At 62.3% G+C, this 16362-nt stretch carries 15 protein-coding genes and 1 tRNA gene; 12 read left to right on the top strand and 4 right to left on the bottom strand.

Features of this window, described 5'->3' with window-relative positions; translation table 11 throughout:
- Window positions 1-28 precede the first annotated feature (28 nt).
- The 5 genes from IPM12_02940 to IPM12_02960 all read left to right on the top strand — a co-directional run bounded on the left by IPM12_02940 (window position 29) and on the right by IPM12_02960 (window position 2896).
- Window positions 29-118: transfer RNA gene (locus tag IPM12_02940), tRNA-Ser, on the top strand.
- A 425-nt stretch (window positions 119-543) separates the two neighbouring features.
- Window positions 544-1305, top strand: coding sequence for a MotA/TolQ/ExbB proton channel family protein (locus IPM12_02945; GenBank protein MBK9146760.1), 762 nt, complete (start codon window positions 544-546; stop codon window positions 1303-1305).
- A gap of 64 nt (window positions 1306-1369) precedes the next feature.
- Window positions 1370-1699 (top strand): hypothetical protein, encoded by a 330-nt coding sequence (locus tag IPM12_02950; GenBank protein ID MBK9146761.1) that lies wholly within the window; start codon window positions 1370-1372, stop codon window positions 1697-1699.
- A 7-nt stretch (window positions 1700-1706) separates the two neighbouring features.
- Window positions 1707-2438, top strand: a complete 732-nt coding sequence (locus tag IPM12_02955) for a biopolymer transporter ExbD (protein ID MBK9146762.1) — start codon at window positions 1707-1709, stop codon at window positions 2436-2438.
- A gap of 5 nt (window positions 2439-2443) precedes the next feature.
- Window positions 2444-2896 (top strand): biopolymer transporter ExbD, encoded by a 453-nt coding sequence (locus tag IPM12_02960; protein MBK9146763.1) that lies wholly within the window; start codon window positions 2444-2446, stop codon window positions 2894-2896.
- 61 nt (window positions 2897-2957) lie between these two features.
- On the opposite strand, the gene IPM12_02965 is transcribed toward IPM12_02960, so the two are convergent.
- Window positions 2958-3935 (bottom strand): hypothetical protein, encoded by a 978-nt coding sequence (locus IPM12_02965; protein MBK9146764.1) that lies wholly within the window; start codon window positions 3933-3935, stop codon window positions 2958-2960.
- Between the two features lie 104 nt (window positions 3936-4039).
- Here IPM12_02965 and IPM12_02970 point away from each other — a divergent pair, with 104 nt between their 5' ends.
- On the top strand, window positions 4040-4219 hold the full coding sequence (locus IPM12_02970) for a hypothetical protein (GenBank protein ID MBK9146765.1): 180 nt from the start codon (window positions 4040-4042) through the stop codon (window positions 4217-4219).
- A 21-nt stretch (window positions 4220-4240) separates the two neighbouring features.
- On the opposite strand, the gene purD is transcribed toward IPM12_02970, so the two are convergent.
- Together purD and IPM12_02980 are read right to left on the bottom strand one after the other, a co-directional pair.
- Complete coding sequence (gene purD / locus IPM12_02975; GenBank protein MBK9146766.1) at window positions 4241-5554, bottom strand: phosphoribosylamine--glycine ligase; 1314 nt, start codon at window positions 5552-5554, stop codon at window positions 4241-4243.
- Between the two features lie 153 nt (window positions 5555-5707).
- Complete coding sequence (locus IPM12_02980) at window positions 5708-6337, bottom strand: redoxin family protein (GenBank protein MBK9146767.1); 630 nt, start codon at window positions 6335-6337, stop codon at window positions 5708-5710.
- 111 nt (window positions 6338-6448) lie between these two features.
- Here IPM12_02980 and rpoN point away from each other — a divergent pair, with 111 nt between their 5' ends.
- The 6 genes from rpoN (at window position 6449) to IPM12_03010 (ending at window position 15006) form a co-directional block, all read left to right on the top strand.
- Window positions 6449-7918: an RNA polymerase factor sigma-54 gene (rpoN, locus tag IPM12_02985; GenBank protein MBK9146768.1), complete on the top strand. Its 1470-nt coding sequence runs from the start codon at window positions 6449-6451 to the stop codon at window positions 7916-7918.
- 98 nt (window positions 7919-8016) lie between these two features.
- Window positions 8017-8640 carry a hypothetical protein gene (locus IPM12_02990; GenBank protein ID MBK9146769.1) on the top strand — a complete coding sequence of 208 codons (624 nt, stop codon included), beginning with the start codon at window positions 8017-8019 and terminating at the stop codon, window positions 8638-8640.
- A gap of 29 nt (window positions 8641-8669) precedes the next feature.
- Window positions 8670-10217: an alkaline phosphatase D family protein gene (locus IPM12_02995; GenBank protein ID MBK9146770.1), complete on the top strand. Its 1548-nt coding sequence runs from the start codon at window positions 8670-8672 to the stop codon at window positions 10215-10217.
- A 25-nt stretch (window positions 10218-10242) separates the two neighbouring features.
- Window positions 10243-11631, top strand: coding sequence for a Gfo/Idh/MocA family oxidoreductase (locus tag IPM12_03000; GenBank protein ID MBK9146771.1), 1389 nt, complete (start codon window positions 10243-10245; stop codon window positions 11629-11631).
- Window positions 11621-13114, top strand: coding sequence for an alpha-L-fucosidase (locus IPM12_03005; protein MBK9146772.1), 1494 nt, complete (start codon window positions 11621-11623; stop codon window positions 13112-13114). The genes IPM12_03000 and IPM12_03005 overlap by 11 nt, the downstream gene beginning before the upstream one ends.
- Window positions 13115-13233: 119 nt before the next feature.
- Entirely contained in the window at window positions 13234-15006 is a 1773-nt protein-coding gene (locus IPM12_03010) for a DUF4838 domain-containing protein (protein MBK9146773.1), read from the top strand.
- Here IPM12_03010 and IPM12_03015 read toward each other — a convergent pair whose 3' ends face one another.
- Window positions 15007-16362 (bottom strand): alpha-L-fucosidase, encoded by a 1356-nt coding sequence (locus tag IPM12_03015; GenBank protein ID MBK9146774.1) that lies wholly within the window; start codon window positions 16360-16362, stop codon window positions 15007-15009.

Raw genomic sequence — 16362 nt, forward strand, 5'->3', positions numbered from 1 at the left:
GCCAGGAACCGCCTTCCCGACCATAACTGGAGAGATGGCCGAGTGGTTGAAGGCGCGCGCCTGGAAAGTGCGTTTACCTGAAAGGGTAACGGGGGTTCGAATCCCTCTCTCTCCGCCATTGCGGATCGGCGGCGGAGCCGCCGCATCATCTGCGACGGCGGCGAGCGAAGCTTGCTTCGGCGAGCCGACGATGCAGATGATGCAAGGCCCGAAGGTCCGTCGATCTGCAATGAAGCCCTCCCCAACGGGAAAGGCCGACGAAGGAGGCCAATCCCTTTCCCGCCTTCACGGCGAGCCGACGATGCAGATGATGCAAGGCCCGAAGGGCCATCGATCAGCAATGAATCCCTCCCCAACGGGAAAGGCCGACGAAGGAGGCCAATCCCCCTCATTGCAGGGAGCTCAACCTCCAATCAGCAACCGGCCAGGATTCGGGCGCTCGCCCTACCCCTCAACCGGTTCGTCGCTTCGATCCAACCCGCATCTTTGACCCGCTCTCAACGGAACCAACCGACAACAACCCCCTCACGCAACCCTTCACACATGGTACGCAAGTTCTTGTCACTCTGCATGGCGGCCTTCGTCGGCCTCAGCCTGCTCACCACCCCGGTCATGGCGCAGAACGCCCCAGCCGCTGCATCTACCGAAGTGACCGATGCCGCCCCGGCCGGTGGCCACCAGATGCTGAAGCAGCGCTTCATCGAGGGCGACCCGACCTACATGGCCCCGGTGCTCCTGTGCCTGATTCTTGGCTTGGCCATGGTCATCGAGCGCATCATCTACCTCAACATGGCTAACACCAACACCACGAAGCTCCTCAGCAATGTGGAGGATGCGCTAAAGTCGGGTGGCATCGATGCGGCCCAGGAGGTGTGCCGCAACACCCGCGGCCCCATCGGCGGCATCTTCTATCAGGGCCTCGACCGCGCCCACGAGGGCGTCGAGATCGCCGAGAAGAGCATCGTGGCCTATGGTGGCGTGGAAGTGGGCCGCCTAGAGCGCGGCTTGCCTTGGATCGCCCTGTTCATCGCCCTGGCCCCCATGCTTGGGTTCATGGGCACCGTGATCGGGATGATCGAGGCCTTCGACCAGATCGCGGCCGCCAACAACATCAGCCCGGCCATCGTGGCTGGCGGTATCAAGATCGCGCTGCTCACCACCGTGTTCGGCCTCATCGTCGCCATCATCCTGCAGATTTTCTACAACTACCTGCAGAGCAAGATCGACAGCATCACCGGCCAGATGGAGGAGGCCTCCATCAGCTTGGTGGACCTGCTGGTGAAGACCAACACGAGCAAGCACTAAGTACATGCATCAGAGCTCCAACCTCATCGGCCGAATCGCGCAATGGGCTATCATGGGCCTGGGTGTGCTGTTCATCATCATGATCTGGACCGGCAGCGATGCCGGCATCTCCGGCGGGCTGTGGGTCACCTACATCGCCTTCGTCATCGCCACGCTGATCACGCTCGTGTTCGCAGCGTTCGGTGTCAACCGCAAATCGATGATCGGCATCGGGATCTTCGCGGTGGTCATGCTCATCGCCTATCTCATCGCCGACGGCTCAACCCGCCCGGAATGGAACATCACCGAGAGCACCTCGAAGCTGATCGGCGCCGGCATCGGCATGGCGGTGGTCGGGGTCGTGGCCGCCATCGGAACGATTCTCTACGGAGAGGTCACCCGAATGCTCAAGTGAACACGCTATGCTGAAGAAACGCGCCAAGTCAGGCCCGGGCGAGATCAATGCCGGCTCGATGGCCGACATCGCCTTCCTGCTGCTGATCTTCTTCCTGGTGACCACCACCATGGATACCGATGTGGGCATCCTGCGCTTGCTGCCGCCGGTGGTGGAAACCCCGCCGGATCCGGATGTCATCAATAAGCGCAATGTCTATGAGGTTCTGGTGAACGATGCCGATCAGCTCCTGGTCGAAGGGGAGCCCATGGATATCAAGGAATTGCGCGCCGGGGCCAAGGAGTTCATGACCAACCCTTCGAATCTGGAGAACCTTCCCGCGAAAACGAAAGTGAGCGCGGCATTCTGCCGGGAGCAGCTCAGCCTCAACAAGGGATGGCTCACTGCGGCTTCTGATACCTCAAAGGCCCGCTTCGAGGACGCCATCAAGAAGTGGGAGGGAAAATTGAAAGCGATCGATCTTCTGAAGGAGGAATTCTACGAGCTCCCGAACGAGGCGCTCATCTCCTTGCAGACCGGCTCCAAGACCAGCTACAATATGTACGTGCAGGTGCAGAACGAACTGGAATCAGGGATCCGCGAACTGCGCGACGAGCTGAGCACGGAGAAGTTCGGCCGCAAGTTCACCGAGCTCGATGAGAAGGCGGACGAGGACCAGGAGCGGATCAAGGCCATCCGGCTGGTGTACCCGCAGCGCATCTCGGAGGCCGAACCGGTTGACCTTACCAAGAAGAACTGATCGCCATGTCGCGCTTCAAGGAAAAGAAAGGATCCACGCCGGCCATCAGCACGGCCTCATTGCCCGACATCATCTTCATGCTCCTCTTCTTCTTCATGGTCACCACCGTGATGCGCGAAGTGGACCTGAAGGTGAAGGTGGTGCTGCCCGAAGCCAACGAAGTGGCCAAGCTCGAGGACAAGGCCCTGGTCGATTACCTCTACATCGGCCCGCCCAATGACAAATCACGCGGCACCGAGCCCCTACTGCAGCTCAACGACGACTTCGCGACCCTCAGTGAGATCGACGCCTTCGTGGTGGCCGGAAACGAGCGGCGCGATGAAGTGCTCCGCGGCAAGATCACCCGCTCCCTGAAGGTGGACAAGGACACCTACATGAAGTTCGTGACCGATGTGAAGCAGGAGCTGCGCAAGAGCAACGCCCTGAAGATCAATTACAGCACCTCGCGCGGCCGCTGAGCGAACCTTGTTCATGCAGAATGGCCGCCGCAAGCGGCCGTTCTGCATTCTTAATGACCCGTCAAATCGCCGACCACCGCACCCACAGGGCCAAGCCGGTCAAGCCGGACAGCGCAAGCTCAGCCAACCAGGCCCGCTTCGGCTTCAGGAATGGGTAAGCCACGAGCACCCCGAGCGGCAGGGCTGCCAGTACAGCCGGGAAGCCGCCATGCATGAGTCCGAGCAGCGAGATCACTGCCGCCAACGCCAGCGTGAGCGCCAGCAAGGCCAGACGAAGGTTCTTGCCGCGCATCACGCTGTGCGCATAGCTCCCGACGAAGGCAGCGGCCGCAGACAGCACCACGGGGGCCAGCAGGCACACGAAGCCTTTGCGCGCGGCGGCATCCCAGAGCACCGCTGGCTGCATCGCTTCGGGCATCACCGTATGCAGCGGCCGCCACGGCGTGAGGCCAACCAAGTGAAGGGTGAGCCAAGTGAGGCCGAAGACGACCGCAACGGCGAGCACCGGCAGCAGGTATTCACGCCACGCGAATGGCCTGATGAGCGACGTGCTGCTCCAGAGCACCACCAGCAGCAAGGCATACGGCAGGTAGCACAAGGATGCCAGCCCGATGAGCAGCCCCGCATCGAATAACGCGGCCAGCGCCGGACCCGTGTTGCTTATTGACCATGACCGCAGCAGCGCGAAGAGTACCAGCGGCAACCCGAGCAGCGCCGGATCATAGGCCCCAGGGCCGCAAACGCCGGCCAGCACCACCGGGAAGGTGAGCACCGCCAGGTGATTGCGCCGGTCCATCAGCTCCAAGGAATTGATCAGTACGGCGAGCTGCATCGCAATGGCTGTGATCAGCATGATGCCCAGCATCCCATGCGCCCATGCCTTGTCGCCCAACGCCTGATGCACCAGTTCGGCCACCGGCATCAAAGGGCCCGTTGACACCGGATGATGCCAGAGCGAAGGTGCGAATAAGGCCACCGACACCATCGGCGCGGACACCAGCACAGCAGGCTGGTTGCTGCGGAAGAAGGCGGCGAGCATGGGGGCGAAGGTCGGGATGGGGGGCGATGGGCGATCGCGATCCATGGATGACAACAGTGCCAACTCCCCCCTCCTATCTTCGCCCCGCTTCACGCCTTACCGCCATGCAAGACTTCGCATTCGCTCTCGGCCATTTCATGGAGTGGACCTTCAAGATCCTCGAGAAGATGGGCTGGATGCCCGTCACGCTCACCAGCATCACGCTCTTCGTGGGCATGCTGTACTGGCTCAACCTGCAGGGCAAGTACAACCGCAAGGCCAAGGCCAACGGCACCATGGCCTGAGCGCCTCCAGGCGAATCGGCCTTATGGTTTCACCGCTGCAGCCGCGCGCTGCGTGGGCTGCTTCACCAGGTCCTTCCCGATGTCGTCCCGGCGGTAGCGCCCCTCAAAGCTGATGGTGTCCGCTGCACGGTAGGCGGAGGCGATCGCGCTCTCCAGGTCCTTGCCGATGCCGGTGACGCTGAGCACGCGCCCGCCATCGGTCACCAGCGAATCGTTCTTTGTTCGGGTGCCCGCTTGGAACACGTAGGCATCGCGCACCTGCTCCACGCCGGTGATAGGCTTGCCCTTCTCGTATTCGCCGGGGTAGCCTGCTGAAGCGAGCACGATGGTCACGGCGGTGCGGTCATCCACATCCACATGGCGCTCGCTGAGCGTGCCCGTGGCGATGCCTTCGAAGAGATCGAGCAAATCGCTCTTCAGGCGGGGTAGGATCGCTTGCGTCTCGGGGTCGCCCAAGCGCACATTGTACTCGATCACGTAGGGGTCGCCATTCACGTTCATAAGTCCCATGAAGAGGAAGCCCTGATAGGCGAGGCCATCCTTCTTCATGCCGCGCACGGTGGGCGCCGCCACGCGGTCATGCACCTTCTGCATGAAATCCTTGTCGGCGAAGGTCACCGGTGATACCGCGCCCATGCCGCCTGTGTTGGGGCCGCTGTCGCCGTTGCCGATGCGCTTGTAGTCCTTGGCGGCGGGCAGCATCTTGAACGCATCGCCGTCGGTGATCAGGAAGGCGCTGCACTCCACGCCCTTCAGGTGCTGCTCGATCACCACGCGCTCGCCGGCCTCTCCGAAGCGGCCGCTCTGCAGCATGTCGCGCAGCGCCTTGGCCGCCTCCTTCTTGTCGTTGGTGATGATCACGCCCTTGCCGGCTGCGAGGCCATCGGCCTTCACCACGTAGGGCGCGTTCACGCGGTCGAGGTGCTCGATGGCGTCTTGCAACTGGCCCTTCGTGAAGGTGCGGTGCGCCGCCGTGGGGATGTTGTGGCGGAACATGAACTCCTTCGCGAAATCCTTGCTGCCCTCGAGGCGTGCGCCCTCGGCCTTGGGACCGATCACCGTGACGCCGGCGAGCTTCGGGTCCTCCGCGATCCGGTTGTGCAGGCCATCCACCAACGGGCCTTCGGGGCCCACCACCACGATGCGGATATTCTTCTCCAGGATGAAGTTGCGAAGGGCCTTGTGGTCAGCGGGGTCGATCTCTGCGGATCGGCCATGGCGCAAGGTGCCGGGGTTGCCGGGCGCCACGAAGAGCGCATCGAGCAAGGAGCTCTGCGCGATCTTCCAAGCCAGCGCATGCTCGCGTCCGCCGCCGCCGATCAAGAGAACATTCATCAGGATCCGATTTGCTGCAAAGGAAGGTCCGGCCGTTCTGCTGGCATGACAGGAGTTATCAACCTGTGTTGAGGTCGAGGGCCGGCCACGACTCCTGCAACCCCTCAACCGGTCATTGCGACCGCGAGGAACGAAGCGGGAAGCAATAACCTACTAGTGCTGATGCGCCAGTCGCTTGATGCTGCAGCCGATGTTGCGCGTGCTGCTGGGATCCGCGGCCTTGCCCTCAACCATGTTCGAGATGGCGTTGTAGGCCCAGCGCTCCTTCACATCGCTGGCCTTGGCCACGTTGTCGTCAATGGCGCCCTTGTACGCGAGCTTGTGGTTCTTGTCGAAGAGGAACACGTGCGGCGTGGTGCGCGCGCCGAAGGCGTCGGCCACCTTGTGCCCTTCATCGAGCAGGTAGGCGCCGATGTAGTTCTTCTCCTTGTAGCGCGCCTGCATCTCCGCGAAGCCATCGCCCTGGTCGCGCTTGGCCTCGTTGCTGTTGATCAGCACCACCGGAACGCCGAAGCGCGCACCCACGGCCATCAGCTCCGGGTAGCGGCCTTCCCAGCCCTCGCTGCCCTCCGAGCCGATCACGAAGGGGCAGGTGTTGCACGAGAAGATCACCAGCGTGCCGTTGCGGCCAGCAAGACCCTTCAACGTGGCCATCTCGCCATCCACGTTCTTCATCTTCACATCGGCAGCGGGCATGGCATCGCCGATGTTGAGGTTGGGCAGCTCGTGCGCGGCGATGGCCATTGCGCCAAGGGCGACAAGTGAAATGGTTTTCAGGAGCATGGTGCGTGTTGTTGTGAGGCGCGAAGGTATCAGCACGGAATGCGCGCGCCGACCGAACCGGGCGGCAACGTTCCGCCCGCCCTGAACTCCCCCCCGTATTTTCGCCCCGTCATGTTGAAGCAAGGCCTGTATCAGAAGCTCCAGCAGAAGCTCAGCCCGCAGCAGATCCAGCTGATGAAGATGCTGCAGCTGCCCACGGTGGAGATGGAGGAGCGCATCCGCCAGGAGCTCGAGGAGAATCCCGCGCTGGAGAGCGGCGAGGACAGCGACGAGGAGGAGCAGCCCACCGAGGAGGAGGCCATCGCCGGCAGCGAGGAGCTCGATAGCGAGGAGCACGAGGACCAGGAACGCGACGACTTCGACTTGAGCGAGTACTTCCCGGACGACGATACGCCCGACTACAAGCTGAGCGTGCGCAACACAGGCCCCGATGAGGAGGACCGCGAGATCCCCCTGGCCGGAGGCACCACCTTCCAGGACCACCTGAAGGCGCAGCTCTCCCTGATCGATTGCGACGAACGCACCGAGCGGCTCGCCGAGCACATCATCGGCAACCTCGACGAGGACGGCTACCTGCGCCGCGACCTGCACGCCATCGTGAACGACCTGGCCTTCACCCAGAACGTGATGGCCAATGTGGCTGAGCTCGAGAAGGCCCTGCACGCCGTCCAAGAGCTTGACCCGGCGGGCACCGGAGCGCGCGACCTGCGCGAATGCCTCCTGCTGCAGGTGCGCCGCATGCCCCACAGCCTCGATCAGCGCGTGGCCGAGGCCATCCTCGACAAGCACTTCGATGCCTTCAGCAAGAAGCACTACGACAAGATCATCGAGCGCCTCGAGATCGACGAGGACGCGCTGAAGGACGCCATCGACCTGATCATCCGCCTGAACCCCAAGCCCGGCAACACCCTGCGCGAGACCAGTGCGCCCCGACAAGAGATCGTGCCCGATTTCACCATCATGTCCATCGACGGCCAGCTGGAGCTCAGCCTCAACGGACGCAGCGCACCGGAGCTCCGCATCAGCCGCGCCTACCGCGACATGATGCAGGAATACCAGCGCAACAAGAAGGACAAAGCCGCCAAGGAGGCGATGATGTTCATCAAGCAGAAGCTCGACGGTGCCAAATGGTTCATCGACGCGATCAAGCAACGGCAGCACACGCTCTTGGTAACCATGGAGGCGATCATGGAGCATCAACGCGAGTTCTTCCTCACCGGCGATGAGACGAAGCTGAAGCCGATGATCCTGAAGGACATCGCCGAGAAGGTGGGCATGGACATCAGCACCATCAGCCGCGTGGCCAACAGCAAGTACGTGCAGACCAACTACGGCACCATCCTGCTCAAGTTCTTCTTCAGCGAGAGCCTCACCAACCAGGAAGGCGAAGAGGTGAGCACGCGCGAGGTGAAGAAGATCCTGAAGGACGCCATCGAGGCCGAGGATAAGCGCAAGCCCCTCACCGACGATGAGCTCACCGCGCTGCTCATCAGCAAGGGCTACAACATCGCCCGGCGCACCGTGGCCAAGTACCGCGAGCAGCTGAGCCTGCCCGTGGCGCGGTTGCGGAAGCAGCTCTAGAGAGAAAGCCGAAACATGAAAGCTGAAATCGCATCGCTCTCGCATAAGCAGAGCCGCCTGCCACGCTCTTTCAGCTTTCAAATTCCGCTTTCACACCAATGCTCCCCGCCGCCCGCTTCCTCTCCTACGCGCTCCATCCGCTGCTGATGCCGGCGCTCACCCTCTGGCTCGCGCTGGAGCTCGACCTGCACCTAAGCTACTTCCTGCCCACTGAATCGCGCTGGAAGCTGCTGGCCATCGTGGCGCTGATGACCATCGCCTTCCCGCTCGCCAGCGCAATGCTCCTGCGCAGCGCGGGCGTGGTGCGCAGCCTGGAGATGCACGCCCGCCAAGAGCGCATCGCGCCCTTCGTGATGACGCTGCTCTACTATGTGATGGCCGGCTACCTGCTGCTGAAAGCGCCGGTGCATCCGATTACCGCCGCCCTGCTCGCCGGCGCGACGATCGCCCTGCTCCTCACCACATTGATCACGCTGCGCTGGAAGATCAGCGCGCACATGGTGGGCATCGGCGGCTGCATCGGCGCGGTGGCGGCCCTCGACGCGCTCCATCGCATCGGCGCCTTCATGCCGCTTGCCCTGCTGCTGCTGCTGGCCGGTGCGCTGGGCACCGCGCGGCTGCTCACCAGCGACCACACGTCCGGCCAGGTCTATTCGGGCGCAGCCCTCGGATTCATCAGCGTCTTCGCCACCGTGCTCTCGATGCCCGCTTGGCCGTTCTGAGCGCACAGCCCATCTTCGTGCCTGACCGCATGCGCGCTCCCTTCATCCTTCTGGCCTTATCTGCGCTGAACTGCACCGCCCAAGAGAGCGTGACGGCCTACTGGAGCGGCGCGCTCTCACCCACCAGCATCCAGATCCGCGCTCGGCTCAGCGGGCCCACTGACAGCGTGCGCGTGCTGGCCTGCGCACCGCCGTGCACCGATGAGGTCGCAAGCCCGTACACCGCCGCCGAACCCAGCACCGACCTCGTTGCTGAGCTCCATCTGCAAGGCCTGCTGCCCAATACACCCTACACCTATCGTTTCGAGGTGAACGACGCCCCCGATGCCTCGGGGATCGCGGCGGGCAGCTTCACCACGCCGGGCTTCGGTGCTGCATCCTTCTCCTTCGTCGCCGGCTCCTGCAACGGCAGCAGCAGCCATCCCGTGTGGCAGGCCATGCGCGACCAGGAGCCGCTCTTCTTCCTCAGCACCGGCGACCTGCACTACCGCGACCCCAACAGCACGGAGATCGATCCGCACCGCGCGCCTTATCGCGAAGACGTGCTCTCCCCCTCCCCGATGAAGGAGTTCCTGCACGCCACGCCCATTGCCTACGTGTGGGACGATCATGACTTCTGCGGCAACGGCTCCGATGCCAGCTTCATCGGTAAGGCCAGCGCCGCGCGCGCCTACCGCGAGTACGTGCCGCACTATCCGCTGCACCATCCCATCAGCGTGCATCAGTCCTTCACCATCGGCCGCGTGCATTTCATCCTCAGTGACCTGCGCAGCACCAAGACCGATGAAGAGATGATGAGCGGCGCGCAGCTCGCGTGGCTGCTCAGCGAGATGCTCTACGCGCGCGACAACGGACTGGTGGCCGCGTGGGTCACCTCGCTCACCTGGAACAGCGTGGGCTATCCGGAGAACTGGGCCTGTCAGCCCACCGAGCGCACAGCCCTCAACGATGTGCTCTTCGCCCTTGGCGTGAAGGACCTCTTCATCATCGCCGGCGATGCGCACATGCTCGCGATCGACGATGGCGCCAATGCCGACTTCAGCACCTCCCAGGACCTGCGCTACCACTATCCCATCTTCCAAGCCGCGGCCCTTGCGCGCTGGGGTTCATACAAAGGCGGCCAGTTCAACCAAGGCGGCGTGCATCCGAACCCCAGTGCCGAACATGGCCAGTTCGGCGAGATAGTGGTGGATGACGATGGCTTCGACCTCTGCGTCACCTTCAATGGCTGGCAGACCGATGGCCAAGGAGCGGGGTGCGGATTGGTGAACAGCTACACCTTCTGCCGAACGCCGGGGCAGATCCTGGTGGGCGCCCCTCAGCCGACCAATGCCGGATTGATCAGTTGGTACGCCGAGGATACCGGCCTCATGGTGCAAGTCCCTGAACGGGCCGTAGACCTTGAAGTGGAGGTCCGGGATGCCATAGGCCGCCTGTTGCTGCACGAACGCCGCGCCGCACGGCACGGGCTCATGAGCCTGCCGATGCCACACTTGAGCCAGGGCCTGCACACCGCCAGCATCCGCTGCGGCGATCAGCGATCGAGCCTCCGCTTCATGGCTGGTCCGTTGCACTGATCCCGCCCAACATCCGCAGATCCACATGCATGCCGATCGCCGCGCCTTCATCCGTGACACCACCCTCGCCATCCTCGGTTTCGGCTTGGTGCCGCGCAGCCTGAAGGCATTCTATCAGCCCGGCTACCAGAAGGTGCGACTGGGCTTCATCGGTGTTGGCCTGCGCGGGCAAATGCACCTGGCCGAGCTCGCCATGCGCGATGATGTGGAGATCATCGCCATGCACGATCCCGATGCCAGCATGGCGGCCATGGCGCAACAGCTGCTCGCCAAGGCCAACCGGCCCAAGGCCGTGGCGTACGTGAACGGCAATGAGGGCTACCTGGAGCTGCTGCGCCGCAAGGACATCGATGCGGTGATCATCAGCAGTCCGTGGGAATGGCACGTGCAGCAGGGCATCGCGGCGCTGGAAACGGGCAAGGTCGTGGGCATGGAAGTGTGCGGCGCCATGAGCGTGGATGATTGCTGGGCGATCGCGCGCACGAGCGAGCGGACCGGCGTACCGGTGATGCTGCTCGAGAACGTGTGCTACCGCCGCGATGTGATGGCGGTGATGAACATGGTGCGCCAGGGCTTGTTCGGCGAGCTGGTGCATGCGCAAGGCGGATACCAGCATGACTTGCGGCACGTTCTATTCAATAGCGGCGCGCCCAACGGCTATGGCGATGGCGTGGAGTTCGGCGCGAAGGGCTGGAGCGAGGCCAAGTGGCGCACCCAGCATTATGTGGACCGCAACGGGGAGCTCTATCCCACGCACGGCCTCGGCCCCGTTGCGGTGATGATGGACATCAACCGCGGCAACCGGCTCACGCACCTGAGCAGCATCGCCAGCAAGGCACGCGGCGCGAGCAAGCACATCATGGAACATGCGAAAGGCGGCGCATCGCATCCGAACGCACGCGTGGAATTCAAATGCGGCGATGTGGTGAGCACCCAGATCCAATGCGCCAACGGCGAAACGATCCTGCTCACGCACGACACCACCTTGCAGCGTCCGTACAACCTCGGCTTCCGCGTGCAGGGCACCGAGGGCCTCTGGCAGGAAACCGGCTGGGGCGAACTGGATCAAGGCATGCTCTACTTCGAGAAGAGCATGGAGCACAGCCACCGATGGGAGAACAGCAAGGCCCTGCTGGAGCAGCACGATCATCCGCTCTGGAAACGTTACGCGTCCCAGGCCGAAGGAGCTGGCCACGGCGGCATGGACTTCTTCGTGGACCACGTCTTCATTGAGTGCATCAAGCGCAAGCGACCCTTCCCGTTGGACGTGTACGACATGGCCACCTGGTACGCCATTACGCCGCTAAGCGAGAAGAGCATCGCCGAGGGCGGTCAGGTGCAGGACATACCGGACTTCACCGAGGGGAGGTGGAAGGAGCGCAAACCCAATTTTGGTTTCAGCGATGATCACTGAATGCGCTTCGGGCTCCGGGCCATGGGCCACCGGCTGCGGCACCACTTCGCCCCAACGCACTGCGCAACCCGTGGCCAGGAGCCTGTGGCCCGTGGCCGTGTTGATTTTCGCGGCATTTCACCCGCTCACTCTTCTCGCCCAAGCCCCCTACGTCCCACCCTCCGATACACTCGTCCAGAAGAAGCTCGCCGCCTGGAAGGACCTCAGGTTCGGACTGCTCATGCACTGGGGGCCGTACAGCCAATGGGGCGTGGTGGAGAGCTGGAGCATTTGTCCGGAGGATGAGGACTGGTGCCGCCGACGGCCCGAGCATGGCGCTACTTACAATGAATACGTGAAGAACTACGAAGCGCTGCAAGGCACGTTCAATCCAACGCTGTTTGATCCCGACAAGTGGGCGCGTGCTGCGAAGGATGCCGGTATGAAGTACATGGTCTTCACCACCAAGCACCACGATGGCTTCTGCATGTTCGACACGCGGACCACGGATTATCGGCTGACCTCGCCGAACACGCCTTTCCACGATGATGCGCGCGCCAACGTGACCAAGCACATCTTCGATGCCTTCCGCGCCGAAGGTTTGTGGACCGGCGCCTACTTCAGCAAGCCCGACTGGCACAGCCCCGACTACTGGTGGCCCTACTTCCCGCCGAAGGACCGCAGCGTGAACTACCTGCCCACGAAGCATCCCGAGCGCTGGCAGAAGTTCAAAGACTACTCGTACACGCAGATCGAAGAGCTGATGACCGGCTACGGCCCCGTGGATATCCTCTGGCTGGACGGTGGCTGGGTGCGGCCATTAAACAGCATCGACACCAGCGTTAGCTGGCAGAAGGCGATCACCATCGAGCAGGACATCGACATGGCGCGCATCGCAGCGATGGCACGGAAACATCAACCCGGCCTGCTCGTGGTGGACCGTACCGTGGGCGGCGAATACGAGAACTACGTGACGCCCGAAGGCCATGTGCCCGATGCCGACCTCGGCGTGCCGTGGGAGACCTGTTTGCCCATGGGAACGAGCTGGAGCTGGGTGCCCAACGAGAAGTACAAGAGCACCGACGAGATCATCCGCACGCTGGTGAGTGTGGTGTCGCGCGGGGGAAGCCTGCTGCTGAACGTGGCACCCGGACCTGATGGGCAGATCGACTCAACGGCCTACGTGCGTTTGAAGGAAGTGGGCGAATGGCTGAAGGTGAACGGGGAGGCGGTGTATGGGACGAGGGCAATCGAGCCATATGGCGAGCGTGTGCCCGGCATGACTGCAACACAGCATGGCAAGGTCGCCTACCTGATGTTCGATCGGCCCGGTAAATGGGGTTTCGACTCGTTTGAAGGCAAACCACTGCCCGAAGCAATCGCTCTGAGGGACGGACGAATGCTCAAGGTGAACCAGAGTGGCAATAGCACTTGGGTTGAAGTGCCAGCCAAGCTGCATCCCAAAGACGCCAGCATGTTGGTGGTGAAACTCACAGTGCCATGAGGCCCCTTCACTGCTCTCCGTGCCCACGTCGCCGGAGTTCAGGCCGAAGAAGGGACGTCGCCCTCGTATTCGCGTTCCTCTCCCTCTTCTCCTCCGCCCAATCCCCTTTCTCCTTCCGCATGGTCTTCTACGGCCCGGCCACCGACAGCGCTTACGCCGCCGAGCACCGCATCCGACAAGTGATCAAGACCCCCGACTCCGAGGATCCCGACTGGGGGCTTTGGGTACACACGATGCATCGCTTCGTGTCGCCGGTGCAGTTCGAGAAGCACCCGGAGTATTTCGCTGAACGTAACGGCGTGCATGTGCCCGATCAACTCTGCCTGAGCAACCCCGAAGTGCTGCGTATCACCGTGGACAGCCTGCGCGCCATGATGGCCCGAAAGCCGGTTGCTCGTTGTTGGAGTGTGAGCCAGATGGACAACTACAACTTCTGCGAGTGCGTGGAATGCCATCGAACAGATCATGAAGAAGGCTCGCCGAGCGGGACGATCCTCCGCTTCGCCAACGCCGTAGCTGACAGCTTCCCCGACAAGGTGATCAGCACGCTCGCCTACCAGTACAGCCGCAAAGCGCCGAAAGTCACCAAGCCACGGCCGAACGTGAACATCATGCTCTGCAGCATCGAGGAGGACCGCAGCAAGCCGATCGCCTCGCGCGATGAACCCGGCTCATTCACGGCCGATCTGCGCGGGTGGTCAGCCTTGACCAAGAACATCATCGTGTGGGACTATGTGATCAACTTCTCGCACCTGCTCGCGCCCTTCCCGAATTGGAAAGTGCTGCAACCCAACCTGCAACTCTTCCGCGATGCTGGCGTGCCGATGGTCTTCGAGCAAGGGCTCTCGTCGCCCGGCGGCGAGATGCCGGAGTTCCGTTGCTACCTCCTCGCGAAGCTGCTCTGGAACCCGGACCTCGACATCGATTCGCTGCGCTGGCATTTCATGGACAGCTACTACGGCGAGGCGGGCGTTTACATCGATAAGTACACGCATCTACTGGAAGAGGAGCTGGACAAGAGCGGCAAGTCGCTCACGCTTTACGAGCACCCGCAGGCGCACAAGGACGGCTACCTCAGTCCGGCGAACATCGCGAAGTACAAGATGCTCTTCAACAGCGCCGAGGCGGCCGTGATGGAGGAAGACACGATCTACCAATGGCGTGTTGAGGATGCGCGGCTGGGAATCATGTACGCCGAGCTGGAAGTGGCGCGAGCGATGCCGCATGCCACGAATGGCCTCTTCGAGAAGGACAGCACAGGAAAGTGGCACGCCAAACATTACTACGAGGAGTTGCTAGAGACCTTCGTATCCCGGGCAAAGAAGCACGGCCATCTGCTGCTGCACGAGACGCGGAACACGCCGGACGAGTACTTCACGGAATTCAGCGCGCACCTGAAGCACGGCGCTGTGAACCACTTGGCCGTTGGCAAGAAGATCAGTTTCGAGACACCGCCAGACGCCCGCTACCCGGGTGGCGGGCCCGATGCGCTGATCGATGGCTTCCGTGCCAGCACCAACTACCAGTATGGTTGGCAGGGCTGGTACGGCAAGGACATGGTGGCGACGATCGATCTGGGCGAAGCGCGATTCGTCCAGTCGGTCAAGGCCGGATTCCTGCACGATCAACAGAGTTGGATATTCCTCCCAACTACTGTGAGCATCGAGTACTCTGTTGATGGATCGACTTTCATGACGTGGGGTACAATTGAATTCACCGATGCAGGCAAGAAGGTCACGCTTGGGACCAGGAACGCCGAACTGGAGCCTTGGGACCTTCCGCAAAGCGCCCGCTACATCCGCCTCACCGCCAAGAACCTGGGAGACCTGCCCGCGTGGCACGGAAGCAAGGGCCAGTGCTGGCTATTCTGTGATGAGATCGTGGTGCGATAATCAGTACCCCCCCTCGCCCCGGTACAGTTTCACCTTTCCATCCAGCTTCACCTTCAGCACCGTCATCCACTCATCGCTCACGCCTTCGGGGATGTCGATGAAGACCAGCCCCGGCACCTTGCTCCAGCTGATCTTGCCCACGACGCGGTGCTTCAATGTGGTGCCGCGCCCGACAACTTCAGCAGAGTGGATCTTGTTCACCAGCCCCTTGATCTCCACACTGCCGCTCATGCCGTTGGCGAGGAATAGGTAGAGCGTGGTGCTGTCCGCAGAGAGCGTTGTAGGGCCGAAGAAGTGGCCGTTGGGCAGCCCGGCGCGTGCGCCATAGATCGCTTCGGCGTGTTTGCTCGTCCACCGGCCGAGATCTTCCAACCGGGAGACTTGTCCCGGCGTGAAGGTGCCGTCCTCCTTCGGTCCGATGCCGAGCAGCAGGTTGCCGCCGTGGCCGATCACATCAGCGAAGATGTGGATGAGGTCGTGCGTGCTCTTGTAGTTGGTGTCGTATGGCTGCCATCCCCATTGCTCGCCGAGGGTCATGCACAACTCCCATGCGGGGGCCTTCGGCGTTTCGATCGGGATGTTCTGCTCGGGCGTGGCGTAATCGCCAAAGCCCTGCAAGCGGCCGTTGATGATCGCCTTCGGATTCCTTTCCAGAATCATAGCACGCACCTTGGCCGCCTCCCATTCCTCGGCGCTGTGCTCCCAATCGCCATCGAACCACCAGAGGTCGGGGTTCAGCTGCGTGGCGATCTCGTTGATCTGCAACTGGAAGTAATTCTGGAACTGCTTCCACCGCGCGCGATCATCCTTGATTGCATAGCGCGTGCTGTCCTTGGTGAATGCTGGGTAGTTGTAGTCCGTCCAATCAATGAGTGAGTAATAGGCACCGCACCTCAGCTTGCGCTCGCGAAGCGCGGCGAACAACGGTGCGACCACATCCTTGCCGCAATTGAATACGTTCTCCACGGAGAGGTGTCCAGGAGCACTCCATGCCCAGTCGCCGCCTCCAACGTACGCCCGGGTGGCATACATCGCCACGCCATCATGATGCTTGGTGGTGATCACGGCGTACTTCGCGCCGCTTCGTTGGATCAGGTCGGCCCATGCGGCTGGATCGTACTTGCGTGCGGTGAAGCCCTGAAGCTGCTTCATGTAATCCGCGTAGCCGACCTTCTTGTTGTAGAAGGCCCAGCTCTCGTCGGTGCCGTTCACACTATAGATGCCCCAGTGGATGAAGATGCCCAGCTTGGCGTCCTGGAACCACTTGAGCTCGTGGCGGGCGGCTTCGGGCTCCTGCGAAACAGCAGATACGCCCAGCGCGCAGGCAATCGCGATTGAAGAGGCTCGCAGGCTCAT

It is taken from the genome of Flavobacteriales bacterium (assembly GCA_016716605.1).
Taxonomy (GTDB): domain Bacteria; phylum Bacteroidota; class Bacteroidia; order Flavobacteriales_F; family PHOS-HE28; genus PHOS-HE28.